The organism is Vogesella alkaliphila, from assembly GCF_014652475.1.
In the GTDB taxonomy this organism is placed as follows: domain Bacteria; phylum Pseudomonadota; class Gammaproteobacteria; order Burkholderiales; family Chromobacteriaceae; genus Vogesella; species Vogesella alkaliphila.
This window is the reverse complement of the sequence record NZ_BMYW01000005.1, coordinates 149,483-171,297: the sequence shown is the minus strand read 5'-3', so window position 1 is coordinate 171,297 and position 21,815 is coordinate 149,483. Positions and strand designations below refer to the sequence as shown.

The 21,815-nt window shown below is 66.3% G+C and carries 18 protein-coding genes and 4 tRNA genes; 8 read left to right on the top strand and 14 right to left on the bottom strand.

The features are described 5' to 3' along the window. The first annotated feature begins 175 nt into the window (after positions 1 to 175). Positions 176 to 1,960, top strand: coding sequence for an acyl-CoA dehydrogenase C-terminal domain-containing protein (locus tag IE100_RS09460; RefSeq protein WP_189373835.1), 1,785 nt, complete (start codon positions 176 to 178; stop codon positions 1,958 to 1,960). A 157-nt stretch (positions 1,961 to 2,117) separates the two neighbouring features. Next, on the top strand, positions 2,118 to 2,693 hold the full coding sequence (locus IE100_RS09455) for a DUF5610 domain-containing protein (RefSeq protein WP_189373834.1): 576 nt from the start codon (positions 2,118 to 2,120) through the stop codon (positions 2,691 to 2,693). 82 nt (positions 2,694 to 2,775) lie between these two features. On the opposite strand, the gene IE100_RS09450 is transcribed toward IE100_RS09455, so the two are convergent. The 3 genes from IE100_RS09450 to IE100_RS09440 all read right to left on the bottom strand — a co-directional run bounded on the left by IE100_RS09450 (position 2,776) and on the right by IE100_RS09440 (position 7,008). Continuing rightward, a complete protein-coding gene (locus IE100_RS09450; RefSeq protein WP_189373833.1) occupies positions 2,776 to 3,633 on the bottom strand; it encodes a dienelactone hydrolase family protein in 858 nt (285 codons plus the stop codon). A gap of 106 nt (positions 3,634 to 3,739) precedes the next feature. Next, a complete protein-coding gene (locus tag IE100_RS09445) occupies positions 3,740 to 4,372 on the bottom strand; it encodes a response regulator transcription factor (protein WP_189373832.1) in 633 nt (210 codons plus the stop codon). After that, complete coding sequence (locus tag IE100_RS09440; RefSeq protein ID WP_189373831.1) at positions 4,369 to 7,008, bottom strand: PAS domain-containing sensor histidine kinase; 2,640 nt, start codon at positions 7,006 to 7,008, stop codon at positions 4,369 to 4,371. The genes IE100_RS09445 and IE100_RS09440 overlap by 4 nt, the downstream gene beginning before the upstream one ends. 87 nt (positions 7,009 to 7,095) lie before the next feature. Here IE100_RS09440 and IE100_RS09435 point away from each other — a divergent pair, with 87 nt between their 5' ends. Further along, positions 7,096 to 8,268, top strand: coding sequence for an ABC transporter substrate-binding protein (locus IE100_RS09435; protein ID WP_229800315.1), 1,173 nt, complete (start codon positions 7,096 to 7,098; stop codon positions 8,266 to 8,268). Positions 8,269 to 8,307: 39 nt separating this feature from the next. On the opposite strand, the gene IE100_RS09430 is transcribed toward IE100_RS09435, so the two are convergent. The 5 genes from IE100_RS09430 to IE100_RS09410 all read right to left on the bottom strand — a co-directional run bounded on the left by IE100_RS09430 (position 8,308) and on the right by IE100_RS09410 (position 9,493). Continuing rightward, complete coding sequence (locus IE100_RS09430) at positions 8,308 to 8,979, bottom strand: GntR family transcriptional regulator (RefSeq protein ID WP_189373830.1); 672 nt, start codon at positions 8,977 to 8,979, stop codon at positions 8,308 to 8,310. Positions 8,980 to 9,098: 119 nt separating this feature from the next. Next, positions 9,099 to 9,174 (bottom strand) — tRNA-His (locus IE100_RS09425). Between the two features lie 48 nt (positions 9,175 to 9,222). Continuing rightward, positions 9,223 to 9,298, bottom strand: a tRNA-His gene (locus IE100_RS09420). 23 nt (positions 9,299 to 9,321) lie between these two features. Continuing rightward, positions 9,322 to 9,398: transfer RNA gene (locus tag IE100_RS09415), tRNA-Arg, on the bottom strand. Between the two features lie 18 nt (positions 9,399 to 9,416). Then, positions 9,417 to 9,493 (bottom strand) — tRNA-Pro (locus IE100_RS09410). A 231-nt stretch (positions 9,494 to 9,724) separates the two neighbouring features. Between IE100_RS09410 and folD the strand changes: the two genes are divergently transcribed. The 3 genes from folD to IE100_RS09395 all read left to right on the top strand — a co-directional run bounded on the left by folD (position 9,725) and on the right by IE100_RS09395 (position 12,146). After that, a complete protein-coding gene (gene folD / locus IE100_RS09405) occupies positions 9,725 to 10,576 on the top strand; it encodes a bifunctional methylenetetrahydrofolate dehydrogenase/methenyltetrahydrofolate cyclohydrolase FolD (protein WP_189373829.1) in 852 nt (283 codons plus the stop codon). 85 nt (positions 10,577 to 10,661) lie between these two features. Further along, positions 10,662 to 11,522 (top strand): formyltetrahydrofolate deformylase, encoded by an 861-nt coding sequence (gene purU / locus IE100_RS09400; protein WP_189373828.1) that lies wholly within the window; start codon positions 10,662 to 10,664, stop codon positions 11,520 to 11,522. Positions 11,523 to 11,525: 3 nt separating this feature from the next. Next, the gene (locus tag IE100_RS09395) at positions 11,526 to 12,146 is read left to right on the top strand and encodes a hypothetical protein (RefSeq protein WP_189373827.1); all 621 of its coding nucleotides are present in this window, start codon (positions 11,526 to 11,528) and stop codon (positions 12,144 to 12,146) included. Positions 12,147 to 12,164: 18 nt separating this feature from the next. On the opposite strand, the gene IE100_RS09390 is transcribed toward IE100_RS09395, so the two are convergent. Further along, a complete protein-coding gene (locus IE100_RS09390) occupies positions 12,165 to 12,506 on the bottom strand; it encodes a thioredoxin family protein (protein ID WP_189373826.1) in 342 nt (113 codons plus the stop codon). Then, entirely contained in the window at positions 12,506 to 12,982 is a 477-nt protein-coding gene (locus tag IE100_RS09385; RefSeq protein WP_229800314.1) for an NUDIX hydrolase, read from the bottom strand. The genes IE100_RS09390 and IE100_RS09385 overlap by 1 nt, the downstream gene beginning before the upstream one ends. A 243-nt stretch (positions 12,983 to 13,225) precedes the next feature. Between IE100_RS09385 and IE100_RS09380 the strand changes: the two genes are divergently transcribed. Beyond that, entirely contained in the window at positions 13,226 to 14,473 is a 1,248-nt protein-coding gene (locus tag IE100_RS09380) for a TIGR03862 family flavoprotein (protein WP_189373825.1), read from the top strand. A 96-nt stretch (positions 14,474 to 14,569) separates the two neighbouring features. Here IE100_RS09380 and IE100_RS09375 read toward each other — a convergent pair whose 3' ends face one another. From IE100_RS09375 to IE100_RS09365, 3 genes are all read right to left on the bottom strand, one after another. Further along, on the bottom strand, positions 14,570 to 15,844 hold the full coding sequence (locus tag IE100_RS09375) for an O-acetylhomoserine aminocarboxypropyltransferase/cysteine synthase family protein (RefSeq protein WP_189373824.1): 1,275 nt from the start codon (positions 15,842 to 15,844) through the stop codon (positions 14,570 to 14,572). 132 nt (positions 15,845 to 15,976) lie between these two features. Then, the gene (locus IE100_RS09370) at positions 15,977 to 17,281 is read right to left on the bottom strand and encodes a hemolysin family protein (RefSeq protein ID WP_189373823.1); all 1,305 of its coding nucleotides are present in this window, start codon (positions 17,279 to 17,281) and stop codon (positions 15,977 to 15,979) included. 125 nt (positions 17,282 to 17,406) lie between these two features. Next, a complete protein-coding gene (locus tag IE100_RS09365) occupies positions 17,407 to 18,342 on the bottom strand; it encodes a DUF808 domain-containing protein (RefSeq protein ID WP_189373940.1) in 936 nt (311 codons plus the stop codon). 176 nt (positions 18,343 to 18,518) lie between these two features. On the opposite strand from IE100_RS09365, the gene IE100_RS09360 reads away from it, so the two are divergent. After that, the gene (locus IE100_RS09360) at positions 18,519 to 18,761 is read left to right on the top strand and encodes a hypothetical protein (protein ID WP_189373822.1); all 243 of its coding nucleotides are present in this window, start codon (positions 18,519 to 18,521) and stop codon (positions 18,759 to 18,761) included. A 138-nt stretch (positions 18,762 to 18,899) separates the two neighbouring features. Here the strand turns inward: IE100_RS09360 and gcvP are convergent, their stop codons facing one another. Beyond that, positions 18,900 to 21,755 (bottom strand): aminomethyl-transferring glycine dehydrogenase, encoded by a 2,856-nt coding sequence (gcvP, locus tag IE100_RS09355; RefSeq protein ID WP_189373821.1) that lies wholly within the window; start codon positions 21,753 to 21,755, stop codon positions 18,900 to 18,902. Positions 21,756 to 21,815: the final 60 nt, after the last annotated feature.

Genomic DNA, 21,815 nt, shown 5'->3' with positions numbered 1-21,815 from the left:
GCGCCCTTTCCGTGGCCGGCTGCGCCGCGCCGACCAAAAAAATAAAACAAGCGTTTGACTTAAACATGTATCGCTGTGCACACTACGTCCCAGCACACGGTTTTGTGCCGCCACCCCAATACGACACGAGAGACGACCCGTTGCATCCGGGCCGTGCATTAATACGGAGACCATCATGCCCGCTTATCAAGCACCGCTGCGCGATTTCGACTTTGTCCTGAACGAGCTGATCAAAGTTCAGGATACCCTGCCCTCGCTGCCGGGTTATGAAGAAGCCACGCAGGACATTTTCTCGTCTTATCTGGAGGCGGCGGCACAATTCTGCGAAAACGAGCTGGCACCGCTGAACCGCCCGGCCGACGAGGAAGGCTGCACCTTCGACGCCGCCACCAAGTCGGTCACCACCCCGGTCGGCTTCAAGGAAGCGTACCAGCAGTTCTGCGAACTGGGCTTCACCGCGCTGGACTGCGACCCGGCCTACGGCGGCCAGGGCATGCCCAAGACGCTGTCCTTCCCGATCATCGAGATGCAGTGCTCCGCCAACGTCGCCTGGTCGATGTACCCCGGCCTGAGCCACGGCGCCTACTCCGCCATCCACGCCCACGGCAGCGACGAGCAGAAAGCCACCTACCTGCCGCATCTGGTCGATGGCAGCTGGACCGGCACCATGTGCCTGACCGAGCCGCACTGCGGTACCGACCTCGGCCTGCTGAAAACCAAGGCCGAACCGAACGGCGACGGCAGCTACAGCATCAGCGGCACCAAGATCTTCATCTCCGCCGGCGAGCACGACCTGTCCGACAACATCATCCACCTGGTGCTGGCGCGCCTGCCGGACGCGCCGAAGGACGTGAAGGGCATCTCGCTGTTCATCGTGCCGAAATTCCACGCCGACGGCAGCCGCAACAGCGTGTACTGCGGCAGCCTGGAACACAAGATGGGCATCAAGGCCAACGCCACCGCCGTCATCAACCTCGACGGTGCCCGCGGCTACCTGATCGGCGAGGCCAACAAGGGCCTGGCCTGCATGTTCACCATGATGAACGCCGCGCGTCTGGGCTGCGGCATGCAGGGCCTGGGCCTGGGTGAGGCCGCCTTCCAGGGCGCGCTGAGCTATGCCCGCGACCGGCTGCAGATGCGCGCGATGGCCGGCGCCAAGTTCCCGGAAAAGGCCGCCGACCCGATCATCGTGCACCCGGACGTGCGCCGCATGCTGCTGACGCAGAAGGCCTACACCGAAGCCGGCCGTGCGCTGGCCGCGCTGCTGGCGCTGCAGCTGGACATCGAAGAAAAGCATCCGGACGCCGACGCGCGCGCCGATGCCGCCGACCTGGTGGCGCTGCTGACCCCGGTGGCCAAGGCCTTCATGACCGACAACGGCTACACTGCGGCCAACCTTGGCATGCAGGTGTTCGGCGGCCACGGCTTTATCCGCGAGTGGGGCATGGAACAGCTGGTGCGCGACTGCCGCATCTCGCAGATCTACGAAGGCACCAACGGCATCCAGGCCATCGACCTGCTCGGCCGCAAGGTGCTGCTGGATCAGGGCCAGAAGCTGCGCAAGTTCACCAAGCAGATCCACAAGTTCTGCCAGGCCAACGAAGGCAACGCGCAGCTGGCCGAGTTCGTGGCCCCGCTGGCCAAGCTGCTGAAGGACGTCGGCGACATCACCATGGGCATCGGCATGGCGTCGATGAAGGACCGCGACGAAGCCGGTGCCGCCGCCAGCGACTACCTGCGCCTGCTCGGTCACCTGACCTACGGCTGGCTGTGGGCGCGCATGGCGGAAGTGGCCTACGCCAAGCTGGAAACCGGCGGCGACGACTTCTACAAGGCCAAGATCGCCACCGCCCGCTTCTACTTCGCCAAGCTGCTGCCGGAAGTGGAAGCGCTGAAAGCCACCATCAAGGGCGGCGCCAAGCCGCTGATGACGCTGGCGGACGAGCACTTCGCCTTCTGATCGCGCGCTGCCGACGGTCACGACACGAGCACGACACGAGGCAGCCTGCGGGCTGCCTTTTTTTGCGCCCCGCTCACGACAAACGGCGGCAGCCGCGCGAGAAAGCACTATAACGTCAAGGAGATAGCCACGCCCAGCCAACCTGCGGGAGTTTGCCATGTCCTTGTTTCCCACCTCGGGGATGTCGTCGCTGACACCCGTCGCCCACAATAGCCAGGCCAGCAGCGCGCCCGGCCGCCTCAACAAGCCGTCGGCGCTGGAGCGCAGTGCGCGCGACGAGATGAACGCCCAGGTGATCGACAGCCTCAACGTCTCGATCGGCGCCGGCAACAAGTCGCAGCAACTGCTGTACCGCAGCGCCATCGACAAGATCAACGAGCTGCTGGCGCCGGATTTCGGCCCCGATGCGTTGCAGACGGCGGCCGACAAGCAGGACAACAGCGCGGCGGCTACCGCCGAGCGCATCCTGTCGCTGTCGCTCGGCTTTTACGACGCCTACGCGCAGCAGCATCCGGAAATGAGCGAGGAAGAGCGGGCCACCAGTTTCGTCGCGCTGGTACGCGGCGGCTTCGAGCAGGGTTTCAACGAGGCCAGGGACATTCTGGACGGACTGAAGGTGCTGGGCGGCGACATCGCCAGCGGCATCCAGCAGACCTTCGAGCTGGTGCAGAAGGGCTACGACGATTTCCTTGCGAGCAAACTGCCGCCCAAGAGCGACAGCAGCAGCGCCTGATCTGCCACCCCAGCCCAAAGCATTGCGGCCAACCTTGCAAGGTTGGCCGCAATGCTTTTAACGCACTGGAAAGCGGTCGCCCTCACACGCCGTGGCGGCGGAACCACTGCAGCATGCGGCGCCAGCCATCCTCGGCCGACGGCGCGTGGTAGCTGGGGCGATAGTCGGCATGGAAGGCGTGGCCGGCATCGGGGTAGACCACGAACTCGCTGCCGCTGCCGCCCTGCTGCAGCGCCGCCTTCATCGTCGCCACGCTGTCCAGCGGGATGCCACCATCCTTGCCGCCATACAGCCCCAGTACCGGCACGGTCAGCTGCGGCGCCACCGCCACCGGATGGCGCGGCGTCAGCGCCGTCTCCTGCCCCAGCAGCCGGCCATACCAGGCGGCACCGGCCTTGAGCCGCGGGTTGTGGGCGGCGTAGAGCCAGGTGATGCGCCCGCCCCAGCAGAAGCCGGTGATCGCCGCACGCGCGCTGTTACCGCCCAGCACCCGCGCGTACTCCAAGGTCGCGTCCAGATCGGCCAGTACCTGCGCGTCCGGCACCTTGCTGACCACGCCTGCGATCAGCGTGGCGGTGTCGGGGTAGCCGCGGACATCGCCCTGGCGCAGGAACAGCTCCGGCGCGAGGGCGAGATAGCCCTGCTTGGCCAGGCGGCGGCAGACGTCCTGGATGTGTTCGTGCACGCCGAAGATTTCCTGCACCACCAGCACCACCGGCCACTGGCTGCCCTGCGCCGGGCGCGCGGCGTACAGCAGCAGGTCGGGGCCGGCCTTGTGCCAGCCGGCAACCAGGCCGTCGCTGTCGGTGTGGATGGTGGCGGCGGTCACCGGCTGCACCGCGAGGGCGAAGCCGCCGGCCAGCACGGCGGAAATCAGCAGGCGGCGCTGCGGATCGACATCATCCGGCAGCGGCAAGGGATCGGCTTGAGGCAGGGACATGGGCGGCTCCTTCGGTTCGGTGGCGGCAATGCCAGCGCATCGCCGTCTGCTTCAGAGCCAAGCATAGCGGGTAAAGTTCGGTGTTGCTGCCGGAAGTGCGGCCGCGTCAGGCGCCACCTTTTTGCTGGCGGTAGGCGACCACGGTCTGCACCAGATCGGCGATCGAGCGCACCCCCATCTTGTCCATCATCTTGCCGCGGTGCGCCTCGACGGTCTTGATGCTGATGCCGAGGTCGTCGGCGATCACCTTGTTCATCTTGCCCTCGATCACCCGCTCCAGCACCTCGCGCTCACGCGTGGTCAGCGTCTGCAGCCGCGCCTCGCACTGCTGCGCCAGCGTGCTGCTCTGCTGCAGGCTGGCCGCCGCCTCCAGCGCGCTGTTCACCGCCAGCAGCAACGCCTCCTGGTTGAACGGTTTTTCCAGGAAGTCATAGGCGCCGCGCTTCACCGCCTGCACCGCCATCGGCACATCGCCGTGGCCGGTAATGAAGATCACCGGCCAGCGATTGCCGCGCGCCTGCAGCTCTTCGTACAGCTCCAGCCCGCTCATGCCCGGCATGCGGATGTCGAGGATCAGGCAGCCGACGCTCGACTCCGGGCGGAAGCCGGCGAGAAAGGCCTCGGCATGGTCGTGGCAGATCACACGGTAGTCGTGGCTTTCCAGCAGCCAGACCAGCGAGTCGCGGAACGCCTCGTCGTCGTCAACGATATGGATGGTGATGGATTTGCTCGCAGTCATGGCTCGTATACCGGCAAAGTGAATCGGAAAATGGTACCACCCAGCGGATGGTCTTCCACCGAGAGTTGACCCTGATGGAACTCGACGATCGAGCGGCAGATGTTCAGCCCCATGCCCATGCCTTCGCTCTTGGTGGTGAAGAAGGCGTCGAACAGCTGCGACTTGATGTCGTCCGGCACGCCGTGGCCGCAATCGACGATCGCCACCTCCACCCGCTTGCTGCTGCTGCGCTGCACGCTGACCTGCAGCTCGCGCTGCGCCGGCGGCAGCTGCTGCATCGCCTCCATGCCGTTCTTGATCAGGTTGAGCAGCACCTGCTCGATCAGGATCGGGTCGACGTTGACGGCGGGAAGGTTGGCCGCAAGGTGCACGTTGATCACCGAGCCGAGGCGGCGCGCCTCGATCTCGGCGATCGCCAGCGCGGCGTCGATGATGTCGGACGGCTGGCACGGCTTGCACACCGGCTCGCTCTGCTTCACGAATTCGCGCACCCGGCGCACGATCTTGCCGGCACGCTCCGCCTGCGCGGTGATCTTTTCCATCACCGGAATCAGCGATTCCGGCGTGGCGCGGCCCTGGCGCAGGCGCTCGACGCAGCCGGCCTGGTAGTTGGCGATCGCCGACAGCGGCTGGTTCAGCTCGTGCGCCAGCGTCGACGCCATCTCGCCCATGGTGATCAGGCGCGAGGTGGCCTGCAGCTTGGCCATCTGCTCCTGGTAGCGCTGCTCGGCGTCGTGCTGCTCGGTGATGTCGGTGAGGATCAGCATCTGCGCCATCTCGCTGTCGACCCAGCGCACCGGGCGCGAGCGCAGCAGGAACCAGCGCTGCAGATCGTCCAGCCAGATCTCCTGGTCGGCGCTGGCCTGCTGCAGCAGGCGGTACAGGCGCAGGTCGCAGCATTCCGAACTGTCCTCCGTGGCCGGTGCGGCCAACCATTCGCGGTAGCGATGGTTGCAGAACAGCAGCTGCTGGCTTTCGCCGCGCACCACCGCCACCGCCGCGTCCAGCCCCTCGATCACCGCGATGAAGCGCTCGTTGGCCGCCTCCAGCATCTGCTGCGCGTGGCGCTTCTCGGTCATGTCGGTCAGTGCCGCCATCCAGCCGGTCTGGTGGCCGTCGGCGTCGATCAGCGGCGAAATCAGCAACTGCGCGTAGAAACGCTCGCCGTTCTTGCGCTGCATCACCGACTCGAACAGCTGCTGCGACTGCTCGCCGGACAGCGTCTGGCGCAGGGCGTCGTAGTTGTGGTGGGCGATATCCGGCGACCAGTACGGGTACGGCGGCAACAGCCCGATCAGCTCCGCCTCGTCATAGCCGGTGATGCGGCAGAACGCCGGGTTGACGTAGGTGATGCGGCCATCCAGCGCGATGGCGCGGATGCCGACCACCAGCGAATCCTCCATCGCCTTGCGGAACATGTACTCGTGGCGCAGCGCCTGCTCCGCCTGTTTCTCGGCGGTGATGTCGCGGCCGGACAGGTACACCACGCCGGCGTCCGGCAGCGGGCTCATCGCCCAGGCGATGGCGCGCACCTCCTGCGCGCGGTTGATCACCCTCGTCTCGACGTAGCGGTCGACACTGCCGGCCTCGATCACCTGCCGCAACAGCTGCTGCGTCGATTCGCGCTCGTCCGGGTGCAGGTAGTTGAGGATGGAGGTGCCCAGCAGCTGCTCCGCCGGATAGCCGAGGCCGCCGACAAAGGCCGGGTTGACGTGCAGCAGGTAACCGTCCTCGCGCATCACGCCCAGCCATTCGCGCGACAGGCCGTAGACGCGGTCGCGCTCGCGCTCGGCGTCGACGCGGCGGCGGATGTGGCGCGACAGGCTCATCAGGCTGAGCAGGGTCAGCAGCGACAGGCCGACGATCAGCCCGAGCTGGATCACGCGCCCCTTGTTGTTGTCGCCGCGCACCGGCCGCGCCACCAGCTGCAGCGGCGTGCCGCCCAGCACGATGCTCTGCGACAGGCGCGAGGACGGCGCGCCGTGGCTGTTGCGCACCAGCGACTGCTCGCCGTTGTTCAGCTCCAGATAGTATTTCTCGGCAAACCAGCTCGGCGGCACGCGGCGGATGAAGACACTGGCCTTGTAGATGCCGATCACCATGCCGCGGAACTGGGTGTCGCGGAACACCGGCACCATCAGGTCGAAGCGCCACTCGCCGGAATCCAGCTGGTAGGGCTGGCTCATCACCGAGCGGCCGTCGGTGCGCGCCTGCAGGTAGGCCGAGGCGGACACGCCGCTGAGGCCGGAGCCGACGGTGAGCCGGCTTTCCTCGTACGGCGCGATCCAGCGCAGGGTAAAGCTGTTGTCGGCCCACACCACCGCCGCCATCTCCGGGGTGTTGGCGAGGAACTCCGAGGCCTGCACCAGGAACTGGTCCTCGTCGATGGCCTCGCGGCCGATGTCGCGCGCCAGCCGCGACAGCTCGTCCTTGTGCTCGTCCAGGCGCAGGCGCAGCGTCTGCTCCGCCCACAGCGTGTCCTTGGCCAGATCGAGGCGCAGCTGTTCGGTCTCGCGCGCGTCCAGCGTCCACAGCATCACCGCCATGGTCAGGAAGAACAGCACGATGGTGCTGTTGGGCATCAGCCGGTAGAAACGGCTGCGTTTGAGGGACTGGTAGAAACGCTGGGTTCGCATGGCGGCTACGGGCAAAGGTTGGCCGCAAGCGGGGCCAAAGTGTGATAATAGCGGGGATTGTCACCGCCTAGCCATCAGGAATCCCCCGTGTATCGCACCCTCCGCCTGCTGTTGCTGTGCCTGCCGCTTGCCGCCACCGCGGCCGAAGCGCTGCGTATCGGCGTCTCCGGCCCGTTCACCGGCGGCTCGGCGCCGATGGGCATCAGCATGCGCAACGGCATCCGCCTGGCGGCGGCGGAGATCAACCGCCAGGGCGGCATCCGCGGCCGGCCGCTGCTGCTGGTCGAGCGCGACGACATGGGCCGCCCCGAGATCGGCATCCGCATCGCCCGCGAGCTGACGCTGCACCAGCCCGTGATCGCCAGCGTCGGTTTCGTCAACAGCGGCGTGGCGCTGGCCTCGCAGGGGCACTACCAGCAGGCCGGCATCCCGGCGATCACCGCGGTCGCCACCGCGCCGCAGGTCACCTCACAGTTCGCTCCACCCAGGCACCCGCTCAACTACGTGTTCCGCGTGTCGGCCTCCGACGCGCAGCAGGCGCCGCTGATCGTGCGCGAGGCGAAACGCAGCGGCCTGAGCCGGCTGGCGATTTTTCACGACAAGACCAATTACGGCCGCACCGGCAAGGACGAGCTGCTCAGGGCGCTGCGCGAACAGGGAATGAGCCCGGTCTACACCGGCCAGTTCCGCCTCGGCGAGCGCGACATGATCGCGCAACTGAGCCGGGCGCGCGATCTCGGGGCGCAGGCGATCCTGACCTACGCCATCGGCCCGGAGCTGGCGCAGATCGCCAACTCGCTGGCGCAGATGGACTGGCGGCCGCAGCTGATCGGCAGCTGGACGCTGTCGATGTCCAACTTCATCGACGACGCCGGCCCCAATGCCGAAGGCGCACGCATGGTGCAGACCTTCATCAGCGACAGCGCCGACCCGTTGCGACAGGACTTTGTCGCGCGCTACCTGCGCACCTTCGGCGGGCGGCGCATTCCGTCGGCGGTATCGGCGGCGCAGGGCTACGACAGCATGCTGCTGCTGGCGGCGGCATTGCGCCACAGCGCCAGCACCGACGGCAAGGCCATCGTCCGTGCGCTGGAAACCCTGCCCACCCCGGTCAAGGGCGTGATCACTACCTACCATAAACCGTTCTCCGCCACCGACCACGACGCCATCGACCTGGCGGTACCGGTGATCGGCAAACTGCAGCGCGGCGAAGTCGTCCACGCCTACAGCAGCGAGCGCACGCAAAAACGCCGTCCCTAGCGCAGACCAGGAACGGCGTTTTGTATACAAAAATGACGGTTAACGACGCTCGGCGGAGTTCATGTACGCCTCCAGCGCGTGGCCGGCAGACTGGATGTGGAAGCGGATGAACTCCGCCGCCTCGTCCGCCTTGCCCTCGCGGCACAGCTGCAACAGCTTGCTGTGCTCCTGGTGCGCCAGCTCCATGGTGCGGGTGAACAGGATCTGCATCCGGGTGTAGCGGTCTGTCTTGTTGTGCAGCTGCTCGATCAGCGCCAGCGTGTTCGGGCGCTTGGCGGCACGATACAGCGCCAGGTGGAAGCGCGCGTTCAGCTCGCCCCAGTGGCGGATGTCGTTGCTGACCAGCGCCTGTTCGAATTCCTTCAGCGTGGCCTCGGCGGCGGCGTGATCCGCCTCGTTCTGACAGGGAATGGCCGCCCGCAGCAGCTCGCTCTCCAGCGTGGCGCGGATGTCCAGCAGCTCCAGCACGTCATCCAGCGACAGCTTGGATACCAGCGCCCCCTTGTGGTCGATGATCTGGATCAGCCCCTCGGCCTCCAGCTGGCGCAGGGCCTCGCGCACCGGCACGCGGCTGACGCCGTATTCGTTGGAAAGGGCCTCCTGGCGCAGCTGCTGCCCGTCGGCAAATTCGCCGGACAGGATGCGCTGGCGCAAGGATTCTGTAACCGCACTGGTCAGGGTCTGGCGTTTGATCGGCTGCAAGGTGGTCATGGTCACGCTCTGGCTATCGGATACATGCAAATGTATTCGATTATACGGTGAATTTCACCGGCCACAAGCGGAAAACAGGGAAGAAATGGAAAAACCCGGCACAAAGCCGGGTTTTTAACTGGGGTGGATGATGGGGCTCGAACCCACGACAACAGGAATCACAATCCTGGACTCTACCAACTGAGCTACATCCACCGCTGAGCGGTGCGCTTTGCCGCATTGCTGCGACAAGGCTAAAAGAGGTGGGGTGGATGATGGGGCTCGAACCCACGACAACAGGAATCACAATCCTGGACTCTACCAACTGAGCTACATCCACCACAGATAAAACTAAAACATGCTTGGCGCACCCGACAGGGTTCGAACCTGTAACCCCCAACTTAGAAGGTTGGTGCTCTATCCAATTGAGCTACGGGCACGTTATGCCGGGTTGTCTGTGGTCGGGGCGGTGGGATTCGAACTCACGACCCTCTGCTCCCAAAGCAGATGCGCTACCAGACTGCGCTACGCCCCGACGACAGGAGGCGAACTATACGTGGCGGAAATCCGCCTGTCAACACCCGCGGTGCAATAAAATCGAAATGGATGATCCGCACCGGCCGGCACTGCCGCGCGCCTGTCGCGGCCACGGATGCCGCACCGCACAAAAAAAGCGCCACCGACGCGCTAAAAGATTGAGCACCACCCCGGAAAAATGAGAAAATCCGGCTTTCGTTTACATCAGACCTTAACGGTGGATAGCAGCATGGCGGCACAACTTATCGACGGCAAAGCCGTCGCCGAAACCCTGATCAACCGCGTACGCGAAGGCGTGGACGCCCGCGTGGCCGCAGGCAAGCGCGCTCCGGCGCTGGCCGTGATTCTGGTGGGCGACGATCCGGCCTCCGGCATCTACGTCAAGAACAAGAAGCGTTCCTGCGAAAAGGCCGGCGTGCGCTCCGTCGCCTACGACCTGCCCGGCAGCACCTCGCAGGAAGAGCTGCTGTCCATCATCGACCAGCTCAATGCCGACGACAGCGTGGACGGCATCCTGGTGCAGCTGCCGCTGCCCAAGCAGATCGACCCGCAGCTGGTGATCGAGCGCATCGACCCAAAGAAGGACGTCGACGGCTTCCACCCGTACAACGTCGGCCGCCTGGCCACCAAGATGCCGCTGCTGCGTCCGTGCACCCCGCGCGGCGTGATGACGCTGCTGCAGGAATACGGCATCGATCCGAAAGGCAAGAACGTGGTGATCGTCGGCGCCTCCAACATCGTCGGCCGCCCGCAGGCGCTGGAAATGCTGCTGGCGCGCGCCACAGTGACGGTATGCCATAGCGCCACCGCCGATCTCGCCGCCGAGGTTGGCCGCGCCGACATCGTGGTCGCCGGCGTCGGCATCCCGAAATTCGTGAAGGGCGAATGGCTGAAGCCGGGCGCGGTGGTGATCGACGTCGGCATCAACCGCCTCGACGACGGCAGCATCTGCGGCGACGTCGACTTCGCCGTGGCGCGCGAAGTGGCCAGCTTCATCACCCCGGTGCCGGGCGGCGTCGGCCCGATGACCGTGGCCACGCTGTTGCAAAACACGCTGGATGCGGCCAACCTCAACGCCTGATCGCAGACCGCGCCCCGTCCGACGCCACAGTCCACCTGCCGACTGTGGCGTTTGTTTTCCGCAAACCAATAACAAAGAGCGAACCATGAGCAACAAGCACTCGGCCACCCTGCTGGTCAGCTGCCCCGACAGCCAAGGGCTGGTGGCGGCCATCGCCAATTTCCTGCTGACCTACAACGCCAACATCCTGCACGCCGACCAGCACCAGGACGCGGTGGAGAACCTGTTCCTGATGCGGATCCAGTGGGACCTGCACGGCTTCAGCCTGCCGATGGAAAGCTTCGCCGCCGCCTTCGCCCCGATCGCGGAAAAGCACAACATGAGCTGGGAAGTGTCGCTGTCCTCGCGCAAGCCGCGGATGGCGATCTTCGTGTCGAAGTACGAGCACTGCCTGGTCGACCTGCTGCACCGCTGGCGCATCGGCGAGCTGGACTGCGACATCCCGCTGATCGTGTCCAACCACGAGGACTGCCGCGGTCTGGCCGAATTCCACGGCATCCCCTACCACGTGATCAGCGTGAACAAGGACAACAAGGAGCAGGCCGAAGCCGCGCAGTGGGCGCTGCTGGAAGCCGCCGAGGTGGACCTGATCGTGCTCGCGCGCTACATGCAGGTGCTGTCGCACAAGTTCGTCGAGCGCTATCCGCACCGCGTGATCAACATCCACCACAGCTTCCTGCCGGCCTTTGACGGCGCCAAGCCCTACCACCGCGCCTTCGCCCGTGGCGTGAAGCTGATCGGCGCCACCAGCCACTACGTGACCGAGATCCTCGACGACGGCCCGATCATCGAGCAGGAAGTGATGCGCATCTCGCACCGCGACGATGTCGACGACCTGATCCAGAAGGGTCGCGACCTGGAGCGGGTGGTGCTGTCGCGCGCGGTGCGCTGGCATCTGGAAAACCGCATCCTGGCCTACAACAACAAGACCGTCATTTTTGACTGAACCATGAACCAGCCCCTCATCAACGACGCGCTGGCCATGCTGCGCCTGCAGTTCCAGCCGCTGGCGCACTACCAGTACCCGACCCGGCACCTGGCCCTGTCCTTGCTGCTGCTGGGCGTGGTGGCCGCCGCCGGCGCGCCGGCCGGCATGGGCGAGCCGCTGAACGTGATCCTGTTCTTCACCGCCTACGTCACGCTAGAGACCCTGCTCTACGGCCGCTTCATGCAGTGGTGGCTGCGCCGCGCCACCGGCGCCGGCGTGCCGTCGCTGACCGGCACCATCGTCGCCGCCAGCGCCATCCAGCTGCTGGACCCGCTCAGCAGCTGGCTGCCGGACGACGTCGCCAGGGTGGCCAGCATGACCATCGGCATGATCGGCCTGTGGCTGCTGGTGTCGGCGCTGGCGTTCGGCAGCGGCCTCACCAAGCTGCGCATCCTGCTGGGCACCCTGCTGTTCGCACCGGTGGCACTGGCCCTGTCCGTCGTGCTGATGAACGGCGCCACCGGCCTCGGCCTGGTGACGATGCCGGAAGAGCTGCAGCGCGCGCTGCAGCAGGCGGAACAGCAGGCGGAACAGCAGGCCGACAGCAGGCCGGCCGCCGCCGGCAACGTGCAGGCGCCATAAAATGCTAGCGGGTCTGGCTCACGGCTCTTCCTCGGCCGGGGCCAGTAGCGCGGCCGCCAGTGCCGCCTGCACCGCCTTCGCCTGGAATGGTGCGGCGAAGCGGCAGTGGAATTCACCGTGCCGGTACAGCACGAAATCCGGCAACTGGAACAGCTCGAAACGGTTGGCCAGCGCCTGCGCGCGGGCGACATCGACATAGAACAGCCGCACCGCACCATCACCCAGCCATTGCGGCAGTTGCCGGTACCAGCCGCGACAGGCGCCGCACGCGGGCTGGCCAAACATCACCAGCGCCGTGCCGGCCGTGTCCGCCAGCGCGTGATCGAAGCCGAACTCGTCCAGCGCCTGCCAGCCCGTCATCACTCCACCTTGGCGATGTAGCGCGCCAGCTTGAGCATGGCGCGCACCGCCTCGCTCTTGGCGCCCTCCTCGCCGCGCAGCTTGGCGTAGCGGCGCAGGATGGCGCGCGACTCGATGTGGATGTCCATGTCGGCATCCGGCGACGTCACCAGCGTCAGCCGGCTACCGCCCTCCTGTAGCCGCGGCTGGCCCTGCGCGATCACCAGGTACACCTTGTGCGCGTTGTGCTGGGTGATGTGGTCGAACAGGTAGAGCATGGAATTGATGCGCAAGCCGGTCTGGTCGCGGATCTGGCGGATCAGCGCCTGCGAGCGCAGCTCGCCGCGTTGCGACACGCCGCCGGGCAGGCAAAAACGGCTGTTGACCGAGGCCGTCATCAGCACGCCATCGGGCAACTCGATGATGGCGGTGGCGCGGCGCGGCAAGCTGGGGCACAAGCGGGTGTCGCGTGCATGGCGTTCCGAAACAATCTGCATATTATGGGGATTCAATTCTCGAAAATTCGACAAAACAATTAAAAATCAATACTTTCGCCGGCGTGGCGAGCAATCGGCAATTTTAAACAGCCACTTGGAATATCTGCAAACGCCGTATGCATGAAATGACGAGAAAGACCGCACCGGCCGGCACCCTCCGCTGAAACGCGGCTGCTGCTGGTGCCGCCATTTCGGTACAATGCCGCTCTTTCCTTGCGGCCAACCCTTGCACACGTTCCGACCATGCCCGATTCCTCCCCTACCCGCCCGCGCGTTGCCATCATCGGCGGTGGCCCGGCCGGCCTGATCGCCGCCGAGACCCTGCTCGCGCACGGCGCCGCTGTCGAGCTGTTCGACGCCATGCCCTCGGTCGGGCGCAAGTTCCTGCTCGCCGGCGTCGGCGGCATGAACATCACCCACAGCGAGCCGCGCACACCGTTCCTGGCGCGCTACGGCCGGCGCGAGGCCGAGCTGACCCCGATCATCGACGCCTTTGACGCCGCCGCGCTGCGCGACTGGGTGCACAGTCTCGGCATCGACACCTTCGTCGGCAGCTCCGGCAAGGTGTTCCCCACCGGGATGAAGGCGGCGCCGCTGCTGCGCGCGTGGCTGACGCGGCTGCGCGACGCCGGCCTGCACATTCACGTACGCCACCGCTGGCTGGGCTGGGATGCCGACGGCGGGCTGCGCTTCGCCACCCCGGACGGCGAGGTCGTGCGGCACGCCGACGCGGTGCTGCTGGCGCTGGGCGGCGGCAGCTGGGCCAAGCTGGGTTCGGACGGCAAGTGGCTGCCGCTGCTGCAGGACAAGAGTGTGGCGGTGGCTGAGCTACAGCCGTCCAACTGCGGCTTCGACGCGCAGTGGAGCGCCCATTTCCGGGAAAAATTTGCCGGCAGCGCGCTGAAGAATGTCGCCCTCACCTTCCGCGACGCCTGCGGCCAGCCGCTGACCCGCCGCGGCGAGTGCGTGGTGTCCGCCCACGGCATCGAGGGCAATCTGGTGTACGCGTTCAGCGCCGCCATCCGCGACGAGATCAACGCCCACGGCAGCGCCACCATCCTGCTCGACCTGGCGCCGGACCGCGACCTGCCTCGCCTGCGCGCCGAGCTGGAACGCGGCCGCGGTGCGGCGTCGCTGGCCAACCACCTGCGCAAGCAGTGCGGCATCGACGGTGTGCGCGCCGGCCTGCTGCGCGAGCTGCTGGACAAGGACGGCTTTACCGACATGGCGCGCCTCGCCGCCGCGATCAAGGCGCTGCCACTAACGCTGCACGCGGCGCGGCCGCTGGACGAGGCGATCAGCAGCGCCGGCGGCGTGCGCTTCGACGCCGTCGACAGCCGGCTGATGCTGCGCGCGCTGCCCGGCGTGTTTGTCGCCGGCGAGATGCTGGACTGGGAGGCGCCGACCGGCGGCTACCTGCTCACCGCCTGCTTCGCCAGCGGCCGCGCCGCCGCACAGGGCATGCTGCAGTGGCTGAGCGCCCGCGGCTGATTACCGCGCCCCCGTAAAACATTGCGGCCAACCTTGGAGACAAGGTTGGCCGCAACCATTTTCGCCCGCCTCAGCAGGCCAAATCAATCACCCGGCTCAGCACGCCGCCTGCAGCGCCTGCCGGATGTCGGCAAGGATGTCGTCGACGTGCTCGATGCCGATCGACAGCCGGATCATCTCCGGGCGCACGCCGGCCTTGAGCTGCTCGTCCGGCGACAGCTGGCGGTGGGTGGTGGAGGCCGGGTGGCAGGCCAGCGACTTGGCGTCGCCGATGTTCACCAGCCGCGTCACCAGCTGCAGCGCGTCGATGAAACGGCCGCCGGCCTCGACCCCGCCCTTGATGCCGAAGGACAGGATGCCGGAGGCGCGGCCGCCCATGTACTTGTCCACCAGCGGCTTCTGCGGATGCTCGGCGCGGCCGGCGTACTCCACCCACGCCACCGCCGGATGCGCGGCCAGCGCGTTCGCCACCGCCAGCGTGTTGTCGCAGATGCGGTCCATGCGCAGCGCCAGCGTCTCGATGCCGAGCAGGATCTGGTGCGCGTTGAACGGCGAGATGGCGGCGCCCATATTGCGCAGCGGCACCACGCGGGCACGGGCGATGTAGGCGGCGGCGCCCAGCGCCGCCACGTAGTTGACGCCGTGGTAGCTGACGTCCGGCGTGTTCAGGCGCACGAAGCGCTCGGCGTGCTCGCCCCACGGGAACTTGCCGGAGTCGACGATGATGCCGCCGATGCTGCCGCCGTGGCCGCCGAGGTATTTGGTCAGGCTGTGCACCACGATGTCGGCGCCGTGCTCGAACGGGCGGCACAGATAGGGCGAGGGCACGGTGTTGTCGACGATCAGCGGCAGGCCGTGACGGTGCGCCTCGGCGGCAAAGGCGCCGAAGTCCACCACGTTGCCCAGCGGGTTGCCGATCGACTCGCAGAACACCGCCTTGGTACGCGCGTCAACGTTGGCCGCGATGTCCTGCGGCCGGGCCGGGTCGATGAAGCGCACGGTGATGCCCAGCTGCGGGAAGGTGTGGGCGAACAGGTTGTAGGTGCCGCCGTACAGGGTGCTGGTGGCGATGATGTTGTCGCCGGCCTCGGCAATGGTCTGGATCGCGTAGCTGATCGCCGCCATGCCGGAGGCCACCGCCAGCGCGCCGATGCCGCCTTCCAGCGCCGCGACGCGCTTTTCCAGCACGTCGGTGGTCGGGTTCATGATGCGGGTGTAGATATTGCCCTGCACCTTGAGATCGAACAGGTCGGCGCCGTGCTGGGTGCTGTCGAAGGCGTAGCTGGTGGTCTGGTACAGCGGCACCGCCACCGCCTTGGTGGTCGGGTCCGGGCTGTAGCCGGCGTGTACGGCGAGGGTTTCCAGTTTCATTGCTCTCTATCCTGTATTTATGGTTGCAAAACCGTTTAACTTTATCGTCATTTTTTGACGGCGCAAAGCAGGATTACCGATAAGCAATGCCGCAAAAAAAACCCCGCACCGGGCGGGGTTGTTGGCGACAGTTCACGCGTCCGGCGTGACTTCCGGCGGCGGCGCCGTCACCAGCAGCTTGTCGACACGGGTGCGATCCATGTCCACCACCTCGAAGGTGAAACCGCCCCACTCCACGCGGTCGGCGGTGGCCGGCACGCGGCCGAGCATGAAGATGACGAAACCGGCCACGGTCTGGAAATCGCCGGTTTCCTCGCCCTCGATCATGTCGAGGTCGAAGTGCTCCTTGAAATCGTCCAGCGACATCATGCCGTCCACCAGCCAGCTGCCGTCGTCGCGCAGCACGATCTCCTCATCGCTGTCGGTGGCCTCGGTCGGCAGGTCGCCGACAATCGCCTCCATCACGTCGTTGATGCTGACCAGGCCCTCGATCTCGCCGTATTCGTCCACCACCAGCGCGGTGTGGTTGCGGGTGCGCTTGAACTGCTCCAGCAGCTGCATCGGGCTGATCGCCTCCGGCACGTACAGCGGCGGGCGCACCAGGCCTTCCAGCGTCACCGACTTGTCGTCCAGCAGGCGGTGCAGCAGGTCCTTGGCCTGGATCATGCCCAGCACGTTCTCGAAGCCGCCCTTGCACACCGGATAGCGGGTGAACACGCTCTCCTTGATGATGCGCAGGTTGTCCTCCAACGGGTCGTCGATGTCCAGCGCCACGATGTCCTTGCGCTGGGTCATGATCGAGACCACCTTCTTCTCGTCGAGGCTGAAGATGTTTTCCACCAGCTCCTGCTCGGCGCGTTCGAAGATGCCCTCTTCCGCGCCCTGCTCCATCAGCACCTTGATTTCTTCTTCGGTGATCGACGGCTCTTTCGGCTTCTTGACGCCCAGCACGCGCAGCACCGTCTCGGTGGACAGGCTGAGGAAACGCACCAGCGGTCGCGTCGCCCGCGCCAGCAGCAGCATCGGCGGCGCCAGCACCGTGGCCAGCACTTCCGGGTTCTGCATGCCGATGCGCTTGGGCACCAGCTCGCCGATGATCAGCGAGAAATAGGTAATCAGCAGCACGGTGATGCCCAGCGCCAGCGGGCGGGCAAAATCGGCCAGCAGCGGCACGCTGGCGAAATAGGGAATCAGGCGGTCGGCGATGGCGGCCTCGCCGAAGGCACCGGACAGGATGCCGATCAGGGTGATGCCAATCTGGATGGTGGACAGGAAACGGGTCGGCTCGTCGGCCAGCTTGAGCGCGGCGATGGCACCGCGGTGTCCTTCTTCGGCCCACTGCTGCAGGCGGACTTTGCGCGAGGAGACGATGGCGATTTCCGCCATCGCGAAGATGCCGTTCAGGAAGAACAGCACGAAAATTATGAAAATGTCCATCGGACTGTGGGGTCACCCCGGTAATAAGGAAGCCCCGATTCTACATCAGGGCGCACCGGATTCAACTTTTTCGCGACCGGCCGGGCGTGGCGACAAGCGCCCCGCCCCCCGGCCGCGATGGCCGCTCAGCCGCGCACCAGGCGCCAGCCGCGCTGCCCCGCCGTCACCAGCAACAGCACCAGCGCCCCGGCGACGATGCCCAGCAGCGCGTCCAGCACCGTCGGCGTCAGCAGCGCCAGCGTGCGCCCCACCAGCGGCAGGTTGCCGGCGATGGCGGTGGTCTGCTCGATCGCGTGGTGCAGGAAGGACAGGCCGTGGCTGAGAATGCCGCCGCCGACCATGAACATCGCGGCGGTGCCGACGATGGCCAGCGTCTTCATCAGGTAGGGCGCGGCATTGAGCATCAGCGCGCCCAGCCATTGCAGCGCGGTGTTGTCCTTGCCGCTGAGGTACAGGCCGCCGTCGTCCAGCTTGACGATGCCGGCCACCAGGCCGTAGACGCCGACGGTCATGATCAGCGCGATGCCGGACAGCACCGTCAGCTGCGACAGGAAGGGCGCCGCCGCCACCGTGCCCAGCGTGATGGCGATGATCTCCGCCGACAGGATGAAATCGGTGCGGATCGCGCCCTTGATCTTGTCGCGCTCGAAGGCCAGCATGTCGGTGGCCGGGTCGCTCAGCGCCGCCGTCAGCGCCTGGTGGTGCGCCTCGTCCTCCGCCGCGCTGTGCAAGAGCGGGTGCGCCAGTTTCTCGAAGCCCTCGAAGCAGAGGTAGGCGCCGCCCAGCATCAGCAGCGGCGTGATCAGCCACGGTGCCACCAGGCTGATCAGCAGCGCCGCCGGCACCAGGATCAGCTTGTTGCGCAGCGAGCCCATCGCCACCGCCCATACCACCGGCAGCTCGCGGTCGGCGTGGACGCCGGCCACCTGTTGCGCGTTGAGCGCCAGATCGTCGCCCAGCACGCCGGCGGTCTTCTTGGCGGCGACCTTGGTCATCACCGCCACGTCGTCCAGCACGGTGGCGATATCGTCAATCAGGGTTAACAGGCTTGCTCCTGCCATCATCGGCTCCTGCCGCCTCGCGCGGGCGGGCGGTCGTCAGTAAGTGGGAAAATCGGCTGGCATGGTAGCAGCTTTCCGTGACCGGCCCCATCACCAATCTGCGTGCCGGCACGCGCGACGTGACCAAACCCGGTGCCAGCCCTACACTGGCGGCTGTCTCTCAACGGAATCCGATCATGTACTTGCGTTCCCTGCTACTGGCCGCCCTGCTGCCGGCCCTCACCGGCTGTGCCGTGATTACCGTCGCCGATGCCGCCGTCACCGTGGTGGCCACCACCGTCAAGGTCGGCGCCACCGTGGTCGGCGCCGCGGTCGATGTCACCGCCGCCGGCGTGCGCGCCGCCACCCGCGACGACGAGCCGGAACAGGCCAAGCAGGCAAGCGAGGCCGCCTGCCCGCCGGCAGGGCCCTGCCCGTAAGCCGTCGCCACCGCGCGCCGCGGCCATGAAAAAACCCCGCCGTTTCCGGCGGGGTTTTGCTTGCGTAGCGCCCAGGGTTGGCCGCAGGCGCGCTGACTCGTACGCTGCTTACTCGTACGCTGCTTACTCGTACGCTGCTTACTCGTACTCTTCGACCGACGGGCAGCTGCACACCAGGTTGCGGTCGCCGTACACGTCGTCGATGCGGTTCACGCTCGGCCAGAACTTGTTGTCCAGCACGTACGGCAGCGGGAAGAACGCCTCTTCGCGGCTGTAGGCACGCGCCCACTCGCCGGCGATATCGGCCTTGCTGTGCGGCGCGTTGACCAGCGGGTTGTCGTTCAGCGGCCAGACGCCGTTCTGCACCTTGTCGATCTCCTGACGGATGGCGACCATGGCGGCGATGAAGCGGTCCAGCTCGGCCTTGGACTCCGACTCGGTCGGCTCGATCATCAGCGTGCCCGCTACCGGGAAGCTCATGGTCGGCGCGTGGAAGCCGTAGTCCATCAGGCGCTTGGCCACGTCCACCTCGGTGATACCGGAGGCGGCCTTCAGCGGACGCAGGTCGATGATGCACTCGTGCGCGACACGGCCGTTGGCACCGGTGTACAGCACCGGGTAGTGCGCCGACAGCTGCTGCATCAGGTAGTTGGCGTTCAGCAGCGCCATTTCGGTGGCGTGCTTCATGCCTTCCGCGCCCATCATGCGGATGTACATGTAGGAGATCGGCAGGATGGAGGCGGAGCCGAACGGCGCGGCGGAAACCGCGCTCTGGCCGGCCACCGCGCCCGGAACCTCGGACACCACGTGGTTGGCCATGAACGGCGCCAAGTGCGACTTCATGCCGATCGGGCCCATGCCCGGACCGCCGCCGCCGTGCGGGATGCAGAAGGTCTTGTGCAGGTTCATGTGCAGCACGTCGGCGCCGATGTCGGCCGGACGGGTCAGGCCCACCTGCGCGTTCATGTTGGCACCGTCCATGTACACCTGGCCGCCGGCCGCGTGCACCATCTCGCAGATTTCCTTGATGCCCTGCTCGAACACGCCGTGGGTAGACGGATAGGTGATCATCAGCGCGCCAAGGTTGGCCGCATGCTGCTCGACGCGGGCCTTGAGGTCGGCCATGTCCACGTTGCCGTTGTCGTCGGTCTTCACCACCACCACCTGCATGCCCAGCATCTGCGCGGTAGCCGGATTGGTGCCGTGCGCCGATTGCGGGATCAGGCACACGCTGCGGTGCGCTTCGCCACGGCTGGCGTGGTAGCGGCGGATCGCCAGCAGGCCGGCGTATTCACCCTGCGCGCCGGAGTTCGGCTGCATCGAAATGGCGTCGAAACCGGTGATCGCCAGCAGCTGCTGTTGCAGGCCTTCGATCATTTCCAGGTAGCCAACGGCCTGGTCGCGCGGCGCGAACGGGTGCATGTTGGCGAATTCCGGCCAGGTCACCGGGATCATCTCGCTGGTGGCGTTCAGCTTCATGGTGCAGCTGCCCAGCGAAATCATCGAGTGATTCATCGCCAGGTCGCGGTTTTCCAGCTTCTTCAGGTAGCGCAGCATCTCGTGCTCGCTGTGGTGCTCGTTGAACACCGGGTGCGTGAGGATCGCCGATTCGCGCTTCAGCGCGGCCGGGATGGCGTCGGCAGCGGCCGCGTCCAGCGCGGCGATGTCGGCGGCCTTGCCGGTGAAGATCTCGATCAGCTGCGCGAGGTCCGCTTCGGTGGCGGCTTCGTGGAAGGCCACGCCCAGCACGCCGTTGCCGGCATCGCGCACGTTGATGCCGGCAGCCAGCGCCGCGGCGTAAACGTTGGCCGCACGATCACCCAGCTCAACCTGTACCGTGTCGTAGAAGCGGTCGAACACCAGCTTGCCGCCGGCGGCCTTCACCGCGTGGGCGAAGATCGCCGCCAGACGGTGGATGCGGGTGGCGATGCGCTTCACGCCTTCCGGACCGTGGTACACCGCGTACATGCCGGCCATGTTGGCCAGCAAAACCTGACTGGTGCAGATGTTGGAGTTGGCTTTTTCGCGGCGGATGTGCTGCTCGCGGGTCTGCAGCGCCATGCGCAGCGCGGTCTTGCCCTTGGCATCAATGGAGACGCCGATGATACGGCCGGCCGCGGAACGCTTCATGTCGTCGCGGAAGGCGAAGTAGGCAGCGTGCGGGCCGCCGAAGCCCATCGGCACGCCAAAGCGCTGGGTGTTGCCCACCGCCACGTCGGCGCCCATTTCGGCCGGCGACTTCAGTGCCACCAGTGCCATCACGTCGGCGGCAACGATGGCCACCGCGCCACGGGCTTTGGCCGCGGCGATGTACGGGGTCAGGTCCAGCAGCTCGCCGGATTCGCCCGGGTACTGGAACAGCGCACCGAAGTAGTCGCCGTTGCCGGCTTCTTCCGGATGGCCCAGCACCAGCTCGAAGCCGAAGTACTCGGCGCGAGTCTTCAGCACGTCCAGGGTCTGCGGCAGCACGCGGCTGTCGACGAAGAACTGCTCGGACTTCACCTTCGACACGCGGCGCGCCAGCGTCATCGCCTCGGCGGCGGCGGTGGCTTCGTCCAGCAGCGAGGCGTTGGCCAGCTCCAGGCCGGTGAGGTCGATCACCATCTGCTGGAAGTTCAGCAGCGCTTCCAGGCGGCCCTGGGCGATTTCGGCCTGGTACGGGGTGTAGGCGGTGTACCAGCCCGGGTTTTCCAGCACGTTGCGCAGGATCACGCCCGGCACCTGTACCGGGTAGTAGCCCAGACCGATGAAGGACTTGTTGACGATGTTCTTGCTGGCGACGGTTTTCAGCGCGGCCAAGGCGTCGGCTTCACGCATCGCCGGCGGCAGGTCCAGCGCGCGGTTGAAGCGGATGCCGGCCGGCACGGTCTGCGCGACCAGGTCTTCCAGCGAGCTGGCGCCGACGGCGGCCAGCATCGCGGCTTTTTCGGATTCACACGGGCCGATGTGGCGTTCGATGAATTCTTGATGATTGAAGAGTTGCGAGAGCGACATGTCTTCGATTCCGTTTGTATATTTGCCGAGGCAAAAAAACAAAAAGCCCCACTGTCAGGC

Excerpts from the sequence above, each read along its gene's own strand:
- IE100_RS09460 (WP_189373835.1), top strand. The coding sequence starts at position 176 with ATGCCCGCTTATCAAGCACCGCTGCGCGATTTCGACTTTGTCCTGAAC.
- IE100_RS09455 (WP_189373834.1), top strand. The coding sequence starts at position 2,118 with ATGTCCTTGTTTCCCACCTCGGGGATGTCGTCGCTGACACCCGTCGCC.
- IE100_RS09450 (WP_189373833.1), bottom strand. The coding sequence starts at position 3,633 with ATGTCCCTGCCTCAAGCCGATCCCTTGCCGCTGCCGGATGATGTCGAT.
- IE100_RS09445 (WP_189373832.1), bottom strand. The coding sequence starts at position 4,372 with ATGACTGCGAGCAAATCCATCACCATCCATATCGTTGACGACGACGAG.
- IE100_RS09440 (WP_189373831.1), bottom strand. The coding sequence starts at position 7,008 with ATGCGAACCCAGCGTTTCTACCAGTCCCTCAAACGCAGCCGTTTCTAC.
- IE100_RS09430 (WP_189373830.1), bottom strand. The coding sequence starts at position 8,979 with ATGACCACCTTGCAGCCGATCAAACGCCAGACCCTGACCAGTGCGGTT.
- folD (WP_189373829.1), top strand. The coding sequence starts at position 9,725 with ATGGCGGCACAACTTATCGACGGCAAAGCCGTCGCCGAAACCCTGATC.
- purU (WP_189373828.1), top strand. The coding sequence starts at position 10,662 with ATGAGCAACAAGCACTCGGCCACCCTGCTGGTCAGCTGCCCCGACAGC.
- IE100_RS09395 (WP_189373827.1), top strand. The coding sequence starts at position 11,526 with ATGAACCAGCCCCTCATCAACGACGCGCTGGCCATGCTGCGCCTGCAG.
- IE100_RS09390 (WP_189373826.1), bottom strand. The coding sequence starts at position 12,506 with ATGACGGGCTGGCAGGCGCTGGACGAGTTCGGCTTCGATCACGCGCTG.
- IE100_RS09385 (WP_229800314.1), bottom strand. The coding sequence starts at position 12,982 with ATGCAGATTGTTTCGGAACGCCATGCACGCGACACCCGCTTGTGCCCC.
- IE100_RS09380 (WP_189373825.1), top strand. The coding sequence starts at position 13,226 with ATGCCCGATTCCTCCCCTACCCGCCCGCGCGTTGCCATCATCGGCGGT.
- IE100_RS09375 (WP_189373824.1), bottom strand. The coding sequence starts at position 15,844 with ATGAAACTGGAAACCCTCGCCGTACACGCCGGCTACAGCCCGGACCCG.
- IE100_RS09370 (WP_189373823.1), bottom strand. The coding sequence starts at position 17,281 with ATGGACATTTTCATAATTTTCGTGCTGTTCTTCCTGAACGGCATCTTC.
- IE100_RS09365 (WP_189373940.1), bottom strand. The coding sequence starts at position 18,342 with ATGGCAGGAGCAAGCCTGTTAACCCTGATTGACGATATCGCCACCGTG.
- IE100_RS09360 (WP_189373822.1), top strand. The coding sequence starts at position 18,519 with ATGTACTTGCGTTCCCTGCTACTGGCCGCCCTGCTGCCGGCCCTCACC.
- gcvP (WP_189373821.1), bottom strand. The coding sequence starts at position 21,755 with ATGTCGCTCTCGCAACTCTTCAATCATCAAGAATTCATCGAACGCCAC.